The sequence below is a fragment of the Telluria sp. AZSoR62 genome (genome assembly GCF_058111565.1).
The window spans coordinates 42,708-60,341 of sequence record NZ_JBYTST010000002.1 but is presented as its reverse complement, the minus strand read 5'-3'; the positions used below and the strand labels follow the sequence as shown (position 1 = coordinate 60,341).

General features: G+C 68.6%; 12 protein-coding genes. 6 read left to right on the top strand and 6 right to left on the bottom strand.

All coding sequences use genetic code 11. From position 1 onward, the window contains the following. The first annotated feature begins 3 nt into the window (after positions 1-3). On the top strand, positions 4-2,814 hold the full coding sequence (locus tag AC3XQU_RS03695) for a bifunctional diguanylate cyclase/phosphodiesterase (protein ID WP_489872792.1): 2,811 nt from the start codon (positions 4-6) through the stop codon (positions 2,812-2,814). Between the two features lie 148 nt (positions 2,815-2,962). Beyond that, the gene (locus AC3XQU_RS03690; RefSeq protein WP_489872791.1) at positions 2,963-5,434 is read left to right on the top strand and encodes a penicillin-binding protein 1A; all 2,472 of its coding nucleotides are present in this window, start codon (positions 2,963-2,965) and stop codon (positions 5,432-5,434) included. Here the strand turns inward: AC3XQU_RS03690 and AC3XQU_RS03685 are convergent. From AC3XQU_RS03685 to AC3XQU_RS03665, 5 genes are all read right to left on the bottom strand, one after another. Then, entirely contained in the window at positions 5,427-5,987 is a 561-nt protein-coding gene (locus tag AC3XQU_RS03685) for a M23 family metallopeptidase (protein ID WP_489872790.1), read from the bottom strand. The two genes, AC3XQU_RS03690 and AC3XQU_RS03685, sit on opposite strands and share 8 nt — an antisense overlap. Positions 5,988-6,047: 60 nt before the next feature. Next, complete coding sequence (locus AC3XQU_RS03680; RefSeq protein ID WP_489872789.1) at positions 6,048-7,895, bottom strand: sensor histidine kinase; 1,848 nt, start codon at positions 7,893-7,895, stop codon at positions 6,048-6,050. A gap of 140 nt (positions 7,896-8,035) precedes the next feature. Further along, positions 8,036-8,875: a glucose 1-dehydrogenase gene (locus tag AC3XQU_RS03675; protein ID WP_489872788.1), complete on the bottom strand. Its 840-nt coding sequence runs from the start codon at positions 8,873-8,875 to the stop codon at positions 8,036-8,038. Positions 8,876-8,887: 12 nt separating this feature from the next. Then, the gene (locus AC3XQU_RS03670; RefSeq protein ID WP_489872787.1) at positions 8,888-10,039 is read right to left on the bottom strand and encodes a mechanosensitive ion channel family protein; all 1,152 of its coding nucleotides are present in this window, start codon (positions 10,037-10,039) and stop codon (positions 8,888-8,890) included. Positions 10,040-10,247: 208 nt separating this feature from the next. After that, positions 10,248-10,427, bottom strand: a complete 180-nt coding sequence (locus AC3XQU_RS03665; RefSeq protein ID WP_489872786.1) for a DUF3606 domain-containing protein — start codon at positions 10,425-10,427, stop codon at positions 10,248-10,250. A 311-nt stretch (positions 10,428-10,738) separates the two neighbouring features. On the opposite strand from AC3XQU_RS03665, the gene AC3XQU_RS03660 reads away from it, so the two are divergent. From AC3XQU_RS03660 to AC3XQU_RS03645, 4 genes are all read left to right on the top strand, one after another. Beyond that, complete coding sequence (locus tag AC3XQU_RS03660) at positions 10,739-13,702, top strand: amidohydrolase family protein (RefSeq protein ID WP_489872785.1); 2,964 nt, start codon at positions 10,739-10,741, stop codon at positions 13,700-13,702. An 80-nt stretch (positions 13,703-13,782) separates the two neighbouring features. Beyond that, on the top strand, positions 13,783-14,097 hold the full coding sequence (locus tag AC3XQU_RS03655; protein WP_489872784.1) for a thioredoxin family protein: 315 nt from the start codon (positions 13,783-13,785) through the stop codon (positions 14,095-14,097). Further along, positions 14,094-15,398 carry an MFS transporter gene (locus AC3XQU_RS03650; protein ID WP_489872783.1) on the top strand — a complete coding sequence of 435 codons (1,305 nt, stop codon included), beginning with the start codon at positions 14,094-14,096 and terminating at the stop codon, positions 15,396-15,398. The genes AC3XQU_RS03655 and AC3XQU_RS03650 overlap by 4 nt, the downstream gene beginning before the upstream one ends. A gap of 73 nt (positions 15,399-15,471) precedes the next feature. Further along, entirely contained in the window at positions 15,472-16,776 is a 1,305-nt protein-coding gene (locus tag AC3XQU_RS03645; RefSeq protein ID WP_489872782.1) for an aspartyl/asparaginyl beta-hydroxylase domain-containing protein, read from the top strand. A 7-nt stretch (positions 16,777-16,783) separates the two neighbouring features. Here the strand turns inward: AC3XQU_RS03645 and AC3XQU_RS03640 are convergent, their stop codons facing one another. Next, entirely contained in the window at positions 16,784-17,584 is an 801-nt protein-coding gene (locus AC3XQU_RS03640; protein WP_489872781.1) for a DUF481 domain-containing protein, read from the bottom strand. Positions 17,585-17,634: the final 50 nt, after the last annotated feature.

Genomic DNA, 17,634 nt, shown 5'->3' with positions numbered 1-17,634 from the left:
TCCATGATTCGGCTGCTGGCAAAACCGCTCTTGCGGCGCTGGCATATGGTGTCGCGCGCCGCCGTGGCAACCTTCCTGGCCGGGCTCGCGCTGACAGCTGTCCTGTTTGGCGTGGCACGCCAACTGGAGGCCGACAGCGCGCGCGCCGATTTTGACCAGCGCACCGCCGTGCGCACCGCGGCCGTTACCCGCGCGTTTGCCGAAGCCGTGTCCGACCTGCGCTCGCTGAACCTGCTGTTCGCGGCCAACGGCGGCGACGTCTCGCGCGAGGCCTTCGACGCCTTCGCCCAGCCGCTGGCGGCGCGCAACGGCTACCTGCTGGCCCTCGAATACCACCGCTTCGTGGGCGACGCGGAGCGTTCCGCCTTCGAGGCAGAGCGGGCACGCTACTGGCCCGGCTTCGCGATCCGCGAGCGTGGCCCGAACGGACTCGTTCCGGCAGCGCCGCGTCCGCGCTACCTGGTGGCCGACTACATCGTCCCGATCGCCTCCAATGCTCCGGTCTTCGGCTTCGACGCCTGGTCCAATCCGCAGCAGCGGCGCTTCACCCAGCAGGCGATCGACACCGGCGAGCCGACCGCCAGCCCATTGCTGCGGCTGGTGCAGGGCGACGGCAGCCTGCGCGGCGTGCTCGTGACGATGCCGGTCTATCGCCCGGGCGGCGAATTGTTTTCCGTCGAGGGGCGGCGCGCGGCCACGCTCGGCTGCACCACCGTGGTGCTCGACGCGGCGGTGCTGGTCGGCGGCAGCCTGCATGCGGCGCGCCTGCTGACCATGGGCGACTACAAGCTCATCTTGTATGGCTACACCAACGATGGCCGGCGGGTCCCGGTGTTCAGCCACCCGGGGGCGCCGGCCCCCCTGTCGTCGCTGGAGCGCTGGTTCGGCGGCGGCCCGGCGACGATTACCCGCCGCATCGAGGTCGCCGGGGCGCGCTGGGAGTTCGAGGCGCAGCGCCTGACGCGGCGCCTGGACACCCAGGCCGGCTCGATCTCCATCCTCGGGTATGGCATGTTCCTGAGCGGGGCCGCGGGCTGGCTGGTCCACCGGCGCGGCGCCCGCACGCGCCGCATCGAATCCCTGGTCGAGCGCCGCACCGCCGACCTGGCCACCACCGCGGGCGCGCTGCGCCTGCACCAGCGCGCGATCGAGGCCGCGGCCAACCCGATCCTCCTGATCAGCGCGACCCGTCCCGGCTACCCGATCGAATACGCCAACCCGGCCTGCGAGCGTACCCTGGGCTATCCCGAGGGCGGCCTGGCCGGCATGCCGCTGGGGATGCTGGCGCGCCGCGACAGCGACGAGCCGGGAGTCGAGGAGCTGCGCCAGGCCCTGGACGAGCGGCGCAAGGGCCATGCGCTCGTACGCCATGCTACAAGGGACGGGCGCGAACTGGTCAGCGAGGTGTATCTCGCCCCGGTCAACGACGAGGGGGGCCGCACCGAGCATTTCGTGTTGACCACCTACGACGTGACCATGGCCAAGCGCTACGAGGCCGAGCTGGCGCACCGCGCGCGCTACGATACGCTCACGGGCCTGGCCAACCGCGCGCTGCTGGCCGACCGCATCGAGCGCGCGATTGCGATGGCCGGGGGCAGCCCGGTGTGGACGGTGGCGCTCGACATCGATCACTTCAAGCTGATCAACGACACGCTCGGGCGCCAGCGCGGCGACGAGGCGCTGCGCGCGATCGCGGCGCGCATCGCCGGCGCCATGCGCCAGGCCGATACCGCGGCGCGCTCCGGCGGCGACGATTTCATGCTGGTCCTGTGCAACTGCCTGGACGAGCGCCAGGCCGCGACCCAGGTGCAGGCCGTGCGCGAGGCCATCGCCGAGCCGCTGCCGATCGACGGCCAGGTGCTGGTGTTCGGCTCCAGTGCGGGCGTGGCCGGCTACCCGGTCGACGGCATGGATCCGGAAACCCTGGTCAAGCATGCCGAAGTGGCGATGTACCGCGCCAAGGAAACCGGCCGCAACGGCGTGCAATTCTACGCGCCGCACATGAACGCGCACGCCAACGACCGCCTGGCGCTGGAGGGCGCGCTGCGGGTGGCGCTGCGCAAGGACCAGTTCGAGCTGTACTTCCAGCCGCAGGTGGACCTGGGCAGCGGACGCGTGGTGGGCACCGAGGCCCTGATCCGCTGGCGCCACCCGCACCTGGGCACGGTGCGGCCGGACCGCTTCATCGCCCTGGCCGAGGAGACCGGCTTGATCGTGCCGATCGGGGCCTGGGTCCTGCGCACGGCCTGCCGCCAGAACCAGGACTGGCAGCGCGCCGGTTTCGGGCCGCTGCGGGTCGGCGTGAACCTGTCGGCGCGCCAGTTTTCCGAGCCCGACCTGGTGCAGACCGTGCGCCAGGTGCTCGACGAAACGGGCCTGGGCGCGGACTCGCTCGAGATCGAGCTGACCGAGAGCATGATGATGGCCGACGTCGAATCGGCGATCGAGACCATGCGCTGCCTGAAGGCCATGGGCGTGACCCTGTCGATCGACGATTTCGGCACCGGCTATTCGAGCCTGGCCTACCTGAAGCGCTTTCCCGTGGACGTGCTCAAGATCGACCAGTCGTTCGTGCGCGACATCGTCGGCAGCGCGGACGGCGCGGCCATGGTCGACGCCATCATCTCGCTGGCCCACGGGCTGCGCATGCACGTGATCGCCGAGGGCGTGGAAACCCTTGCCCAGCTCGACTACCTGCGCGGCTGCGGCTGCGACGAGGTGCAGGGCCATATCTATGGCCGCCCGGGCCGGGTGGAAGACGTCGAGCCGCTGCTGCGCATGGGCCGGATGGAGCCCACGCCCGAGCCGGTGTGAGCCGGCGCCGGCGGCCCGCGCGCGCGCCGGCGCGGCAGGCGGCCCCGGCACACGATCCCCGCGGCGGTATTCCGTACCGGTCAGCTATACTTGCCGCAGGCGCCATGCGCAATGCTCATCACCGTAACAGGCAGCAAGGATCGATATAGTGGACCAGGAAGACAAGACCGACATCAAGCACGAGACCGGCAATACGCCGCGCACGCGGCTCCAGCAGCATGGACAGCGCCTGTTCGAGGGCGTCGGCAAGCAGGCCCGAAGCGGCATGTCGATGGCCCAGGCACGCCTGCGCGACCGGCCGCTGCCGGAACAAATCCTGCTGGTCGGACTGTGGGCGCTGGCTGCCTTGCTGTCCGCCTTCTTCATCTACCTGCTGGTCCTGATTCCGCTCACCCCCGGCATCGACGACCTGCACCAGGCCCGCACCGCGCGCCCGAGCATCATCCTGTCCGCCGACGGCAAGGAGCTCGGCAGCTTCGAAAAAGGCCTGCAGGAGCGCGTCAAGCTGTCCCAGGTGTCGCCGCACGTGGTGAAAGCCCTGATCTCGACCGAGGACCACCGCTTCTACGACCACCACGGCGTCGACTTCAAGCGCATCGGCGGGGCCATGCTGGCCACCGTCAAGGGCGATGCCCAGGGCGGCTCGACCATCACCCAGCAGCTCGCGCGCAACATGTTCCCCGAAGAGATCGGGCGCGCGCGCAGCGTCAACCGCAAGATGAAAGAGCTGATCACGGCGATCAAGATCGAGAACACCTACAGCAAGACCGAGATCCTCGAGGCCTATCTCAACACCGTGCCTTTCCTGTACAACGCCTACGGCATCGAGATGGCGGCGCGCACCTATTTCGGCAAGCCGGCCCTGAAGCTGGACGTGCTGGAATCGGCGACCCTGGTGGGCATGCTCAAGGGGACCCATTACTACAACCCGGTGTCCAATCCGGAGCGCTCGAAGACCCGCCGCAACGTGGTGCTGTCGCAGATGGCCCGGCACGGCGCCTTCAGCGAGGAGCGCTACCGCGCGCTGGCCAAGCGCCCCTTGCGGGTGCGCTTCGCGCGCCTCTCCGACCGCAGCGGCAAGGACAGCCATTTCACCGCCCATGTCCGCAAATGGCTGCAGGAGTGGGCCGACGAGAACGACTACGACCTGCAGCTCGACGGGCTGGTGGTGCACACCACGCTCGACCAGGGCTTGCAGGAAGCGGCCCAGCGCGCCGTCGAGCGCCAGGCCAACACCCTGCAGGCAGTGGCCGACGTCGAATGGGCGTCTGCGAGCATGCCGCGCTCGACCTCGAGCGGCATGTACGCGTCGATGCGCGGCGACGTCAACCCCTTCTCGTACTACTGGGCCTCGCATGCGCGCGAGCTGGACGCCTTCGTGCGCGAATCAAACGACTACCGGCGCGCCGTGGAAGACGGCGAAGCGCCCGCCGCGGTGCTCAAGCGCCTCAAGGGCGACCGCAGCTTCATGACCGAGCTCAAGGCCGCCAAGTCGCGCCTGGAAGCGGGCTTCGTGGCGATGGACCCGAATACCGGCGAAGTGCGCGCCTGGATCGGCAGCCGCAGTTTCGAACGCGACCAGTTCGACCACGTTGCGCAGGCCTCGCGCCAGCCGGGTTCCACCTTCAAGCCGATCGTGTACGCGGCGGCGCTGGAGCGCGGCATTTCGCCCGAGCAGACCTACCGCGACGCGGTGCAGGACATCCGCATCGGCCCCGGCAAGGCCTGGCGCCCCACCGACATGAACGGCAGCAGCGGCGCCATGATGAGCATGCGCGACGGCCTGGTGCTGTCCAAGAACACCATCACGGCGCAGGTGATGCAGGAAGTCGGATTGCAGCCCATCGTCAGCCTGGCCCAGGGCATGGGCATCCGCCAGAGCAAGCTGGAACAGGTGCCTTCGCTGGCGCTGGGCACCAGCCCGGTCACGCTGCTGGAAATGGTCACCACCTACAGCACCATCGCCGCCCAGGGCGAATACCGCAAGCCGGTGTTCGTGCGCCGCATCACCGACCGCGAGGGCAAGGTCATTGCCGACTTCGTGCCGGATGCGCCCGAGCGCGCGCTGTCGCAGGCCTCGGCCCTGAACCTGATCGACATGCTGCGCGGCGTGGTCAACCGCGGCACCGGCGGCGGCGTGCGCTACCGCTTCGGCCTGTACGGCGACATGGCCGGCAAGACCGGCACCACCCAGAACAACACCGACGGCTGGTTCATCCTGATGCACCCGAACCTGGTGGCCGGCGCCTGGGTGGGCTTCAACGACAACCGCGTGACCATGCGCAGCAGCTACTGGGGGCAAGGCGGCCACAACGCGCTGCTGCTGGTGGGCGACTTCATGCGCGGCGCATTCGATGCCGGCAAGCTCGACCCGAATGCGCTGCTGCCGGGCGCCCGGGTGCCGATCCCGCGCCAGATGGAGGCGCCGAGCGAGGAAATCGAGGAAGGACCAGGCGACCTGCAGTTCGAAGAGGTCCAGGATCCGGCCCAGGACGAGCCGCCGGAATCCCAGATCGAGACCGAGGAACCGGAGGTCGAGGTGATCGAGCCGCCGTCGGTGCAGGAAGTGATCCCGGCGCCGCCGCCTCCGCCGCCGACCGGCGAGGACGACATCATCTAGCGTCGGCGCGCTTGTCCCTGTCCTGCCGCCTTTCCTGATCGGCGCGCAGCAGGGGATAGGGATTGAGCGCGCCTTCGGCCCCATACACCCCGTAGTGCAGGTGCGGCGGCGTGCCCGCCGCATTTCCCGTATTGCCCACATACCCCAGCACCCGGCCCTGTTCCACCCGCATGCCGGCCGCCACGTCCGAAAACCGGTCGAGGTGGGCGTAGTAATGCCGCTGGCTGCCCGGCCCCAGCATCCACACCACCTGGCCCCCCAGACGGTTGGTCCCGACCCGCAGCACGATGCCTTCGGTGGCCGCGCGCACCGGCGTGCCGCGTCTGGCGAAGATGTCGATGCCTTCGTGGCGGCGGCCATTGCCGCGCTCGGCATGCCAGGTATCGCGCAAGCCCTTGGGACGCACGCCCTCGACCGGCATCGCCAGCGCGGCAGGCGCCGGCAGCGAGGCCAGGCGCATGGCGTACAGCCCGTGGCGCAGCCAAGGACCGAGCAGGCCCCAGGCTGCGATGAGCAGGACGGCAATGAGTAAGCTGCGCAACAAGGTTCGCATGGGCTCGCATCCAGGAAGCAATACCCAGCAACTGGGGGCGAAAACCCGGATTGACAGGGGTCAGGCGGGGTCGAGCGAGGTCCGGGCCGGCGCGGCCTGTCCGTCCTGGGGCGCGCCGGCCGCGCGCAGCGGGAAGCGCAGCGTAAAGCTGCATCCCCGGCCCTGGCCTTCGCTATGCACCGCCACCTGGCCGCCGTGCAGTGCAGTGAGTTCCTTGACCAGGGCCAGGCCGAGGCCGAGGCCGCCCTGGGCGCGATCGATGCTGGTCGGTCCCTGCACCAGCACGTCGAAGATCAGCGGCAGCAGTTCGGGCGCGATGCCCACGCCGGTGTCGCTGACCTCGAGCACGGCCTGGGCGCTCTCGACCCGGCAGCGCACGGCGATACTGCCGCCGGCCGGGGTGTATTTGATGGCGTTGTGCAGCAGGTTGTCGACGACCTGCTCGAGCCGGGTGCGGTCGCCGTCGACCCAGGCCGGTTCCAGCGCCAGCTCCCAGCCATGGCTGCCGGCATCGACCAGGCGCTTGGCGTCGACACAGCTGCGCAGCACTTCGGCCAGGTCGACGGGGGCGGCCTGCAACATGATCTTGCCCGACAGGATGCGCTGCACGTCCAGCAGGTCGTCGACGATGCGGGTCAGGTGGCGCATCTGGCGGCGGCTGATCGCGCGGGCATTGTCGGCCTGGCCCGGTTTCAGGTTGGGCATCTCGAGCACGCTCATGGCGCCGGAAATCGCCGCCAACGGGTTGCGCAGCTCGTGGCCGAGCATGGCCAGGAAACCGTCCTTGGCGCGGCTTTGCGCCTCGGCCAGGCGGCGCGCGCGCTGTTCGCTCAGCAGCAGCTGCTCGCGCTCGTGCTGCAGTCCCTGGCGCGCCGCGCTCTCGCGCGACAGCGCTTCGCTGGTGAAATGCAGGCCGTCGAGCAGGGCGTCGACCTCGTCGACCTTGGTCGGGCGCGGCCGGGCAATCGCCCCGCGCGCCAGCGAATTGGCGACGCTGCCGGCCTGCTGCAGCGCGGCCGACAGCTTGTTGGCAAGCGACAGCGCGACCAGGATCGCCAGGCCCATCAAGAGGATCAGGGCCAGGGTGGCGTAGGTGGCGGCGGTGCGCGCGGCCGATTCGATTTCGGCCACCGGCACCCCGATCACGATGCTCCAGCCGCTCACCGCCGAACGCGTATAGATGCCGTAGACCTCGACGCCTTCGTGGGTGACGTGGCGCAGCACGCCGCTGCCGGCGTGCAGCGTGGCGGCGCGCATCTCGGGATGCATCGGCTTGCCGCTGGAATGGACGCCATCGCGGTTGCGCGCGATGGTCACGCCCTTGGCGTCGAAAATCCCGACCAGCCAGGTCGGCGCCAGCGCGCCGTTGGCGAAGACGCGCTCGAAATAGCGGGCGTCGAAAATCTGGCTGACCACGTAGCGGCGCCGCGCGCCGGCCGGCGAGGGCAGGTCGACCGACACCACCGCACGCTGCGCCGTCGGGCCGAAGAAATACCCCGACACGCGGGTCTTGCCGCTTTCCAGCACCCCGGGCGCGTAATTCGCGCCGGAGCCGCGCAGGACAGTACCGAAGGGCACCCGCGTATTGAAAATCGGCTGTCCCTTGTCGTCCACCAGGATGGTCCAGGATTGCGGGTTGCCCGCATTGATGCGGCTGGCCAGGCGATAGACACGCCCATAGTTTTCTTCGCCCAGGCTCTCGGAATTGGCGATGGTGCGCAGCAGGGCTTCGGCCACGGCGATCTCGCGGTCCACCAGCAGCGCGGTGGCGCGCGCCGTTTCCTGCACCCGGTGGATGCGCGACTCGCGTTCCCAGTCCAGCAGCATGGACACCCCGATCCCGAATACCAGCATGACCGGCACCAGGATGGCGGCGGCCATCAGGAACAGGTAGGTACGGGTCTTCATGCAGGCATGGCGGTGGTCGGGTCGCGAAGAGGAATGCTGCCAAAATTGTAAAATGGCAATATCCGCAAGCTTAACAGGTTGTTATCCCGGCGAAAAGTTTTCTTCTGCGCTGGCCGCCGCCATGGCCCTGCAAGACCGGGTCAAAGGATCGGCGTGCCTCCGGTCACCGCAATGCGCGCTCCCGAGATATAGCTGGCCTGGTCCGATGCCAGCAGCACGTACACCGGCGCAACCTCGGCGGGCTGGCCGGGACGCTTCATCGGCACCTGCTGGCCAAAGCTTTCGACCTGGTCGGGCGGCATGGTGGCCGGGATCAGCGGCGTCCAGATCGGTCCGGGGGCGACCGAATTGGCGCGGATACCTTTCTCGGCCAGCAACTGAGCCAGCCCGGCGGTGAAATTGGCGATCGCGCCCTTGGTGGTGGCGTAGGCCAGCAGGGTCGGTTTGGGATTGTCCGAGTTCACCGACGAGGTGTTGATGATCGACGAACCGGGCTTCATGTGCGGCACGGCGGCCTTGCAGATGTGGAACATGGCCGTGATATTCACCGCGAAGGTGTAGTCCCATTCGGCGTCGGGGATGTCCTCGAGCGAATCGTGGGACATCTGGAAGGCGGCATTGTTGACCAGCACGTCGATGCGGCCGAATTCCTGTACCGCCTTGGCGACGATGGCGCGGCAGTGTGCGGGCTCGGCCAGGTCGCCGTGGATCAGCACCGCTTTGCGGCCGGCTTCGCGCACCAGGCGCGCGGTTTCCTCGGCATCCTGGTGCTCGTTGAGGTAGGCGATCAGCACGTCGGCGCCTTCGCGCGCAAAGGCCAGCGCCACGGCGCGGCCGATACCGCTGTCGCCGCCCGTGATGATGGTCGCCTTGTCGATGAGCTTGCCGGAGCCCTGGTAGCTGGCCTCGCCATGGTCGGCCTGCGGATCGAGTTGCGACTCGAGGCCCGGCGGTTCCTGTTGCTGTTTAGGTTGGTTCATCGTGTTCTCCACTCAAGGGGTGAGCAAGCGCGGGCGCAGGGCGCCGGGCGTGGTTTCGTTGGCGGCCGGCTGCTGGTCGGACCGGATTTCGCCGTGGGTCCCGGCCTCGTGCAACAGCACGTGCTGCGGGCGCGGCGCCGTCGAGATGCCCAGCTCGTCGAACATCTCCATCAGGTCGAGGTTGATCGCGTGCTGGGTATCCATGTACAGGCCGTAGTCGGTGTCGAGCATGGTGTAGACCACCTCGTACTCGATCCAGTTCTGGTCCACGGTCTTGAGGTGGGTCCGGTCGAAGCGCGCCTTTTCGTGCTTGCCGACGATGGCGCGCACCCGCTCCGGCACCTGGGCCGCCAGCTCGCGCGGGGTGCCGGGACTGGCGCGCAGCGTGAACTGGATACGCCGCGTCGTCATGCGGCGGAAGTTGAACACCGTCTGGCGCAGCAGCTCGGCGTTCGAGATGATGATCTGCTCGCCGCCGAGCGCGCGCAGGCGGGTCGACTTCAGGCCGACGTGCTCGACCGTGCCGGAGAACTTGTCGACCGTGATCGAGTCGCCCACTTCAAAAGGCTTGTCGACCGCGATCGACATCGAGGCGAACAGGTCGCCCAGGATGTTCTGCACGGCCAGCGCGATGGCGACCCCGCCAATGCCCAGGCTGGCGACGAAGGTGGTGACATTGATGCCCAGGTTCGACAGCATGGCCAGCACGAACACCACCCAGACCGTGGTCTGCAGCAGCCAGATGACGACGGTATGGGCCACCGTCACCTGCTGGTCGATCCCGCTGCGGTTGTGCTTGAGGAAATAGCGGCGCGAGCCGACCTTGACCGCGCGGTGCAGGAACATCGCGAGCTGGATGCCGAGCGTGAAAAACCACAGGTGGCTGATGCGGCTGTTCCAGGGCTCGGGCAGGTCCAGCACGGACAGGCCGATCAGCACCGCGGTGGCGAAGATGGCGAAGGTGCCGGTGCGCGCCAGGGTCTTGATCAGGACCTGGGCGACCGGGCGGTGCTGCCGTTCTTCGCTGAGCTTGCCCAAGCGCTTGCGGAAGAGCATCAACGCGGCGTGCATCAGCACGTAGCTGCCGACGGCGGCGCCCAGGGCGAACAGGCCGTTGACAAGGGAAATGTCCAGGGATTGGAAAAAGACAGTGATTCTATTCAAACCGGGGCTCCTTTCGGATGGACCGGCGCCGGCCGCGTGCGCCGGACTCGAGAGGCGGCTCAAGGGGTGGGCAGGCGGCAGGCGGCGCGCGGAGGCAGCCGCACCGGGTCGGTGCTGCGCGAGCCTGGGACCGTGGCCCCGGGCGGGCATTGCGGGATGCGTCCTGCGCCTGGCACAGGCCGCATCGGGGGTTGGCGCGTGACGAGACTTAACGGCGCTTCAGGTGTTCGCGGACCTTGTCGGCGACCGGGCCGACCTGCTTCACGGCCTCTTCGAGCTGTTCCTTGCTCACGCCCAGCGCTTCGGTCCAGTAGCGCACTTCCCATTCTTCGTGCACGTTGATGCGGCTGCGGTCTTGCGCACCGGCTTTTTGCAGATTATCGGCCATCGTTGCCTCCTGTTGACGAGTTTGATCCGACTATGACACCGGTACAAACCATGGTCAGTTAGGCATTTCACCTATCGCTTGTATTTTTCGCACGCATTCCATGACGCAGTTCTGTGGTGCCATGCGTCGCGGAAAAAGTTCCTTCCTGGATTGCGGGTGTCTTGATCGCGCTCAGGACTTGTCGCGTTTGCTTCCCATCCGTTTCCATGCGAACTCGTCGGTAAGTTTGGCGTAAGGCGCCCGGCCGAGCATCGATGAGGTCGTCTGCGCACCATATTGGTGCAATTTGGTAACCAATCCTGGAGGCAAACATGAAAACCCACAGCGTCTTGTCCCATTCGCGACCCCTGGTGCGGTCCGTGCTGGCAACGGCCGTCGCCGCAAGCCTGGCGGCCGGCTGCCAGTGGCCGGGCAGTTCGCGTGTCGACCAGTTCAACGACTTGCGCGGCCCCACGCGCGACCTGGCGGTCGAACTGCGCGAAGGCACCAACATGGCCGCCGCGCCCTCGCCCGACGGCCGGCGCATCGTGTTTTCCGCCCAGGGCGCCTTGTGGATCATGCCCGCGACGGGCGGGCGCGCCGTGCGCATCACCGATTACCGGCTGGAGCCGACCGCGCCGGTCTGGTCGCCCGACGGCCGCCGCATCGCCTTCCAGAACTACGCCCCGGAAGGCAATTTCCATATCTGGACAATCAGCCCGGACGGGCGCGACGCCCGCGAGCACACCACCGGGCATTTCGACGACCGCGAACCGGCCTGGCTGCCCGATGGCAGCGGCCTGGTGTTCTCGTCGGACCGCAGCGACGACGGCCAGTACAAGATCTGGCGCGTCAGCCTTGCCGGCGGCGCGCCCAGCCAGGTCACGACCGGCCCCGGTGCCGAGAGCAACCCGGTGGTTTCGCCCGACGGCACGCGCCTGGCCTATGTCGACGGCCCCAACGTCGTCACCGCGCCGATCGCGGGCGGCCCGGCCACGATCGTCGCGCCCGGCTCCGCGCCGAACTGGACGCCGGACGGCGCCGCCCTGGTCTACCAGAACGCGGCGCGCCAGCTGGTGGCGGGCAGCACGGTGCTGACCCAGGACGAGGACATCTTTCCCTTCCCGGTGCGCTTCCTCCCTGGCGGGCGCTTCCTGTACACGGCCGACGGAAAGATCCGCACCCGCGCGCTGGACGGCAGCGCGCCGGCCGACATCGCCTTTCGCGCCGAGCTGCTGCTGCGCCGTCCCGTATTCGCCAGGCCGAAGGACCGCCAGTTCGACAACCGCCGCCTGCGCAGGGTAGACGGCATCAGCGCGCCGGTGCTCTCGGCTGACGGGCGCAGCATCGCCTTCGGCGCGCTCAACGACATCTGGACCATGCGCATCGGCGAGGCGCCGCGCCGCCTGACCGATGATCCGGACCGCGACCTGAACCCGCAGTGGACGGCGGACGGCGGCGCGGTCTACTTCTCGTCCGAGCGCGGCAACGCCGGCCAGCTGGCGGTCGCCACCGGCACCTTCGATGTGATCCTGCCGTCGGTCAGCACCCAGGTCAGCACGCCCCAGTGGACGCCGGATGGCCAGCGCATCCTGCTGGTCGATAACGAGCGGATCAACAACCGTTTCCGCGAGGGCTATAACAAGCTGCGTGTGATCGACCTGGCCACGCGCACGGCGCGCTTCTACGACGTGGCGCCCGAGCCGCGCCAGATCGCCGAGCGCGACGAGGGCGCGGCCGTGCTCTCGCCCGACGGGCGGCGGGTAGCCTTCATCATGGATTCGCGCCTGCACGTGATTCCCGTGGGCCCGGATGGCGCGCCGACCGGGCCGGCGCGCCAGGTCGGCGACGACATGGCCGACCTGCCGTCCTGGGGCGGCGACTCCCGGACCATCCTGTACAAGTCGGCCGAGCGGGTGCGCAGCGTGCGGATCGACGGCAGCGGCCGGCGCGACCTGCCCATCAAGCTGCAGTGGCGCCAGGCAGTCCCCGAAGGCCGCACGGTGATCCACGCCGGCGCGCTGTGGGATGGCGTCGGCACCAGCCTGCGCCGCGACGTCGACATCGTGGTGGAGGGTAACCGCATCGTGTCGGTCACGCCGCATGCCGACCACGGGGCGCATGCTGGTGCACGCATTGTCGATGCGGGTGGCCAGACCGTGATGCCGGGCCTGATCGAAACCCACCTGCATCCCTTGACCCTGTACCAGGGCGGCCAGTTCGGGCAGATCGCGCAGCTGATGCTGTCCTACGGGATTACGACCGCCCAGTCGGTGGCCGGACCCCTGCACCAGAGCGTCGAGCTGCGCGAGGCGCTGGACGCCGGCAACCTCGTCGGGCCGCGCCTGTTCGTCTCGCCCCCGCTGTGGGAAGGCAACCGCCTGTTCTACAGTTTCGCGCGCACGCTGCGCACGCCCCGCATTGCCGATATCGAGATCGACAAGGCCAAGCGGCTCGACGCCGACTTCCTCAAGAGCTATGTGCGGGCGCCGATCCCGGTCATGGAGCGCATCGCGCAAGGCGCGCTGGACCTGGGCGTGCCGAGCGGGACCCACATGGTGCAGCCGGGCGCCGCCACCGGCCTGGCCGGCACCACCCACTTGTCGGCCACCCAGCGCATGGGCTATGGCTGGTCGAAGTCCTTCGCGCGCGCGATTACCTACCAGGACGCCGCCGACGTCTACGGCAAGGGCGACTTCCGCCTGATCGACACGCTGTTCTCGAGCAGCGCGCTGGCCGGGCTCGACCCCGGCATCGTGACCGACCCGCGCTTCGTCCTGGTGCCGCCGAATTTCGTCACCGGCCTGCAGAACGCCCAGCCGCCCACGGCCGCGCAGATCGCCACCATCATGAATGACGCGACCCAGCAGGCCAAGGTGCGCGCGGCCGGGGCCCTGGTCGCCAACGGGACCGATTCGCCGCTGGTGGTGCCGGGCATCTCGCTGCACCTGAACATGCGCGGCGCGGCCATGGTGCAGGGCAACCTGGCCGCCCTGTATTCGGTCACGCGCGACGCCGCCCGGATCGCGCTGGTGGACAAGGACCTGGGCACGGTGGAGGCGGGCAAGCTGGCCGACCTGATCGTGGTGAACGGCGACCCGCTGCAGGACCTGCGCGCCGCCGCCGACGTGCGCCTGGTCGTCAAGAACGGCCGGGTGTATACCCAGGACGAGATCCTGGCGCCGGCGCGCACCCCGCAGCAGCTGGCCGCGCGCGCGGAGGCGCTGGCGGCGCAGGCACGCCTGTGCCGCGAGGCGCCCGCCAGGTGCGAGGAGCCGGGAGGGCACGCGCACTGAGGGCAGGGCGGTGCCGGGGCTGGCCGCGGCAGCGGGTTTTGGGTTACGCTTGCCATATCGGCATTATCAAGGAGACCCCCATGACCTACGACACCGCCCAGCCCGAGCGCAGCGCCATCGATGCGCTGCCCGGCACCACCGTGCTCGATTTCGGCACCAACTGGTGCGGCTATTGCCGCGCCGCCGAACCGCTGATCGACGAAGCGCTCAAGCCAAGCGGCGTCCGTCACGTGAAAGTCGAGGACGGCCCGGGGCGCGCGCTGGGGCGTTCCTTCCGCGTCAAGCTGTGGCCGACCGTGGTCGTGATGAAGGACGGCCAGGAAGTCGCGCGCGTGGTGCGCCCGGTCTCGGCCGACGAAGTGCGCGTGGCCCTGGCCCAGGCCGGTGCCGCATGACGGCGGCAGCGAGCCCCATCCCGGCCAACAAGCCGCGCACCGTCCTGTTTGCGAGCCTGATCGGCACCACCATCGAGTTCTACGACTTCTATATCTATGCCACCGCCGCGGTGCTGGTGTTCCCGCGGCTGTTCTTCCCCGCGGCCGACCCGGCCGCCGCCACCTTGCAATCGCTGGCGACCTTCGCCATCGCTTTCTTCGCGCGCCCGGTCGGCTCGGCCGTATTCGGCCATTTCGGCGACCGCGTCGGGCGCAAGGCCACTTTGGTGGCGGCGCTGCTCACCATGGGCATTTCCACGGTCCTGATCGGCCTGTTGCCGACCTATGCTTCGATCGGCACCGCCGCACCCCTGCTGCTGGCGCTGTGCCGCTTCGGCCAGGGCCTGGGCCTGGGCGGCGAGTGGGGCGGGGCGGTGCTGCTGGCAACCGAAAACGCGCCGCCATCGAAGCGCGCCTGGTACGGCATGTTCCCGCAGCTGGGCGCGCCGATCGGCTTCTTCCTGTCGGGCGGCACCTTCCTGCTGTTGGGCCAGGTGATGAGCGACGCCGACTTCTTCAGCTATGGCTGGCGCATTCCCTTCCTGGCCAGCGCCTTGCTCGTGATCGTCGGCCTGTACGTGCGCCTGAAGATCACCGAGACGCCCGACTTCCAGAAAGTGATCGACCGCGGCGAGCGGGTCAAGGTGCCGGTGCTGGCGGTGCTGCGCGACCATCGGCGCGCCCTGGTGCTGGGGACCATCATCGCGGTGTCGACCTTCGTCGTGTTCTACCTGATGACGGTCTTTGCCCTGAGCTGGGGCACGACCAGGCTCGGCTTCTCGCGCCAGCAATTCCTGACCATGCAGCTGGTGGCGGTGGTGTTCTTCGGCTTGACGATCCCGCCGTCGGCGCTGCTGGCCGACCGCCATGGCCGGCGCGCCGCCATGATCCTGGTCAGCGCGGCCATCGCCCTGTTCGGCCTGCTGTTCGGGCCGCTGTTCGGCGCCGGGACCCTGCTCTCGGTGAGCGCCTTCATGGTCCTCGGGATGTGCCTCGTGGGCTTCACCTACGGGCCGCTGGGCACCCTGCTGGCCGAGCTGTTCCCGCCGGAGGTGCGCTATACGGGCGCCTCGCTCACCTTCAACCTGGCCGGCATCCTGGGCGCCTCGCTGGCGCCCTATGTGGCGACCTGGCTGGCGACCAATTACGGGCTGGCCTGGGTCGGCTACTACCTGTCGGCCGCCGCGCTCCTGAGCCTGCTCGCGCTGCTGGCGATCGGGAAGAACAGCCGCGGTACCGGCGTGCGGGAGAAGATGGCCTGAAGTAAATACTGCTTGCCAATATGCATATGTCTGCACCAGAATGGCTGGCTTGTACTTACATCCCGGGGCAGACGTGCAGCAGGCAACTAACCGGCAGCCAGATGCTGCCCAGATCGCAGCAATCGAACGCGAGGCATTGCAGGCCGGTGCGCGCGGCGAGCACGGGCGCGCCAATCGCTTGTGGGAAAGCATCCTCGCGAAGGCGCCCGACCACCCGCGCGCGCTGCGTTCGCTGTCGCACGCGGCCTTCGAAGCCGGCAACCAGGCCAAGGCCCGTGCGCTGCTCGAACGCCTCGTCAGTGTCGATGGACGCAACATCCAGCAGTGGCTGAACCTGGCCGTGGTCTGCCTGGCGATGCAGGACGACGCCGGCGAAGAAGCCGCGATCCGGGGCGCCTTGACGGTCGACCCCTACGACCTGGTTGCGCTACTGATGCGCAGCCGCCTCTACATCCGCCAGGGCAAGCGCCAGGCCGCGGCCTCGGCCTGCGCCGCGGTGGCTGCCGTGGCGCCGCCCCTGCACACGCTGGCGCCCGACCTGCAGCCGGCCGTGCGCGAAGCGCTGGCCTGGCACGAGGCCTATAGCCGCGAATTCGGCAGCTACCTGGACGACTACCTGGCGCCCCACCTCAAGGACCTGGGAGGGGAAGACTTGCGGCGCTTTCGCGATTCGCTCGACGTCATGGTGGGGCGCAAGCGCCGCTACGACTCGCAGCCGGCGCTGTTCCACTTCCAGGGCCTGGCGCCGGTCAGCTTCTTCGATCGCGCCCGGTTTGGCTGGCTCGATGCCTTCGAGGCCGCGACCGGGGACATCCGCGATGAATACCTGGGCGTGATGGGCTCGGACGAGGGCTTCTCGCCCTATATCAATTACGGCGACGACCAGCCGCTGGCCCAGTGGGCGGAACTGAACCGCTCGAGCAGCTGGAATGCCTTCCGCCTGATCGACGATGGCGCGCCCGTCGCAGGCAATGCCGAACGCTGCCCGCGCACCATGGCGCTGCTGGCCGGCGCGCCGCAGCCGGACCAGCCGGGCCGCACGCCGAGCGCGATGTTTTCCGTGTTGAAGCCGAAGACACGCATCCCGCCGCACACTGGCGTGAGCAACGTGCGGCTGGTAACCCATGTGCCGCTGATCGTGCCGCCCGGCTGCGGCTTCCGGGTCGGGAACGACACCCGCGAATGGGAAGAGGGCAAGGCCTGGGTGTTCGACGACACCATCGAACACGAAGCCTGGAACAACGGCGAGCAGGTCCGCGTGGTGCTGATCTTCGACATCTGGCACCCGGCGCTGTCGGCGGCCGAGCGCGCGATGGTCACGGCCATGAGCGCCGGCATCAATGCGTTCACGCAGACGGCCGGCGGGTTCCAGCTATAGCAGCGTCCTAGAACGAATAGACCATCGTCAGCGAGGTCTGGGTATCCAGGTTCTTTTTGCCCGGCGGGACGCTGCTGTCGTTGCGGGCCGAGAAGCCCGCCTTCATCTGCATGGTCGAGTTGATCTTGGTGCTGAGCGAGGTCTCGGCCACCGAATGGGTGTTCGAGGTGCCTTTTTCCACGCTCACGCTCTGGGCGAAATAAGCCGACGGGCTCACGCGCCAGCGGAACTGGGCCGCGCCGCGCACCGTCAGGCCGCTCTCGTCCTCGCCGGTGGCGCGCTCGCCCGCGAAATAGCCCGGTCCGATCTCGACGTCGAGCGACTTGTCGCCGGTATTGAACCAGTTCGCGCCATGGCCCACCGACACCGACGAATAGCGGGTGTAGGCGCCGAAGCGGTCATTGACGTGCGAGCCGAGGATGAAGGCGCGCTTGCCTTCGCCGAGCAGCTTGAGCGAGGCCTTGGCGGAAGCGGCGAAGCGCTCGGCCGACTTGCTCTTCTCGATATTGCCCTCGTCGTCCTCGTATTCGTCTTCCTTGAAGAAGCCGCTCACCACGAATTCGTGGCTCCATGCGGCGGTCTCGTGGCGGGCGTCGATCTTGCCCGTGATCGAGGTGCCGCTGGTATTGCCGGAGGTCGTGATCGCGCCCAGCTCGGCGGAAGTGAACCAGCCGCCTTCGGGAATCTCGGGCAGCGCCACGCTCAAGGGGGCGTGGACATCGCCGACCATCGGCAGGTCGGGCTCGGCCCGGGCCGCGCCATGGAGGGCGCACAGCACCAGGATCGCAAGGGGTTTGAATGATTTCATGAGCATCGTTGCCACGGGGGGCGCTTGCAGGATGCCGGACATTGTATCCC

Coding starts and splice junctions, on each gene's coding strand:
- AC3XQU_RS03640 (WP_489872781.1), bottom strand. CDS start 17,584: ATGAAATCATTCAAACCCCTTGCGATCCTGGTGCTGTGCGCCCTCCAT.
- AC3XQU_RS03680 (WP_489872789.1), bottom strand. CDS start 7,895: ATGAAGACCCGTACCTACCTGTTCCTGATGGCCGCCGCCATCCTGGTG.
- AC3XQU_RS03685 (WP_489872790.1), bottom strand. CDS start 5,987: ATGCGAACCTTGTTGCGCAGCTTACTCATTGCCGTCCTGCTCATCGCA.
- AC3XQU_RS03695 (WP_489872792.1), top strand. CDS start 4: ATGATTCGGCTGCTGGCAAAACCGCTCTTGCGGCGCTGGCATATGGTG.
- AC3XQU_RS03665 (WP_489872786.1), bottom strand. CDS start 10,427: ATGGCCGATAATCTGCAAAAAGCCGGTGCGCAAGACCGCAGCCGCATC.
- AC3XQU_RS03655 (WP_489872784.1), top strand. CDS start 13,783: ATGACCTACGACACCGCCCAGCCCGAGCGCAGCGCCATCGATGCGCTG.
- AC3XQU_RS03660 (WP_489872785.1), top strand. CDS start 10,739: ATGAAAACCCACAGCGTCTTGTCCCATTCGCGACCCCTGGTGCGGTCC.
- AC3XQU_RS03650 (WP_489872783.1), top strand. CDS start 14,094: ATGACGGCGGCAGCGAGCCCCATCCCGGCCAACAAGCCGCGCACCGTC.
- AC3XQU_RS03675 (WP_489872788.1), bottom strand. CDS start 8,875: ATGAACCAACCTAAACAGCAACAGGAACCGCCGGGCCTCGAGTCGCAA.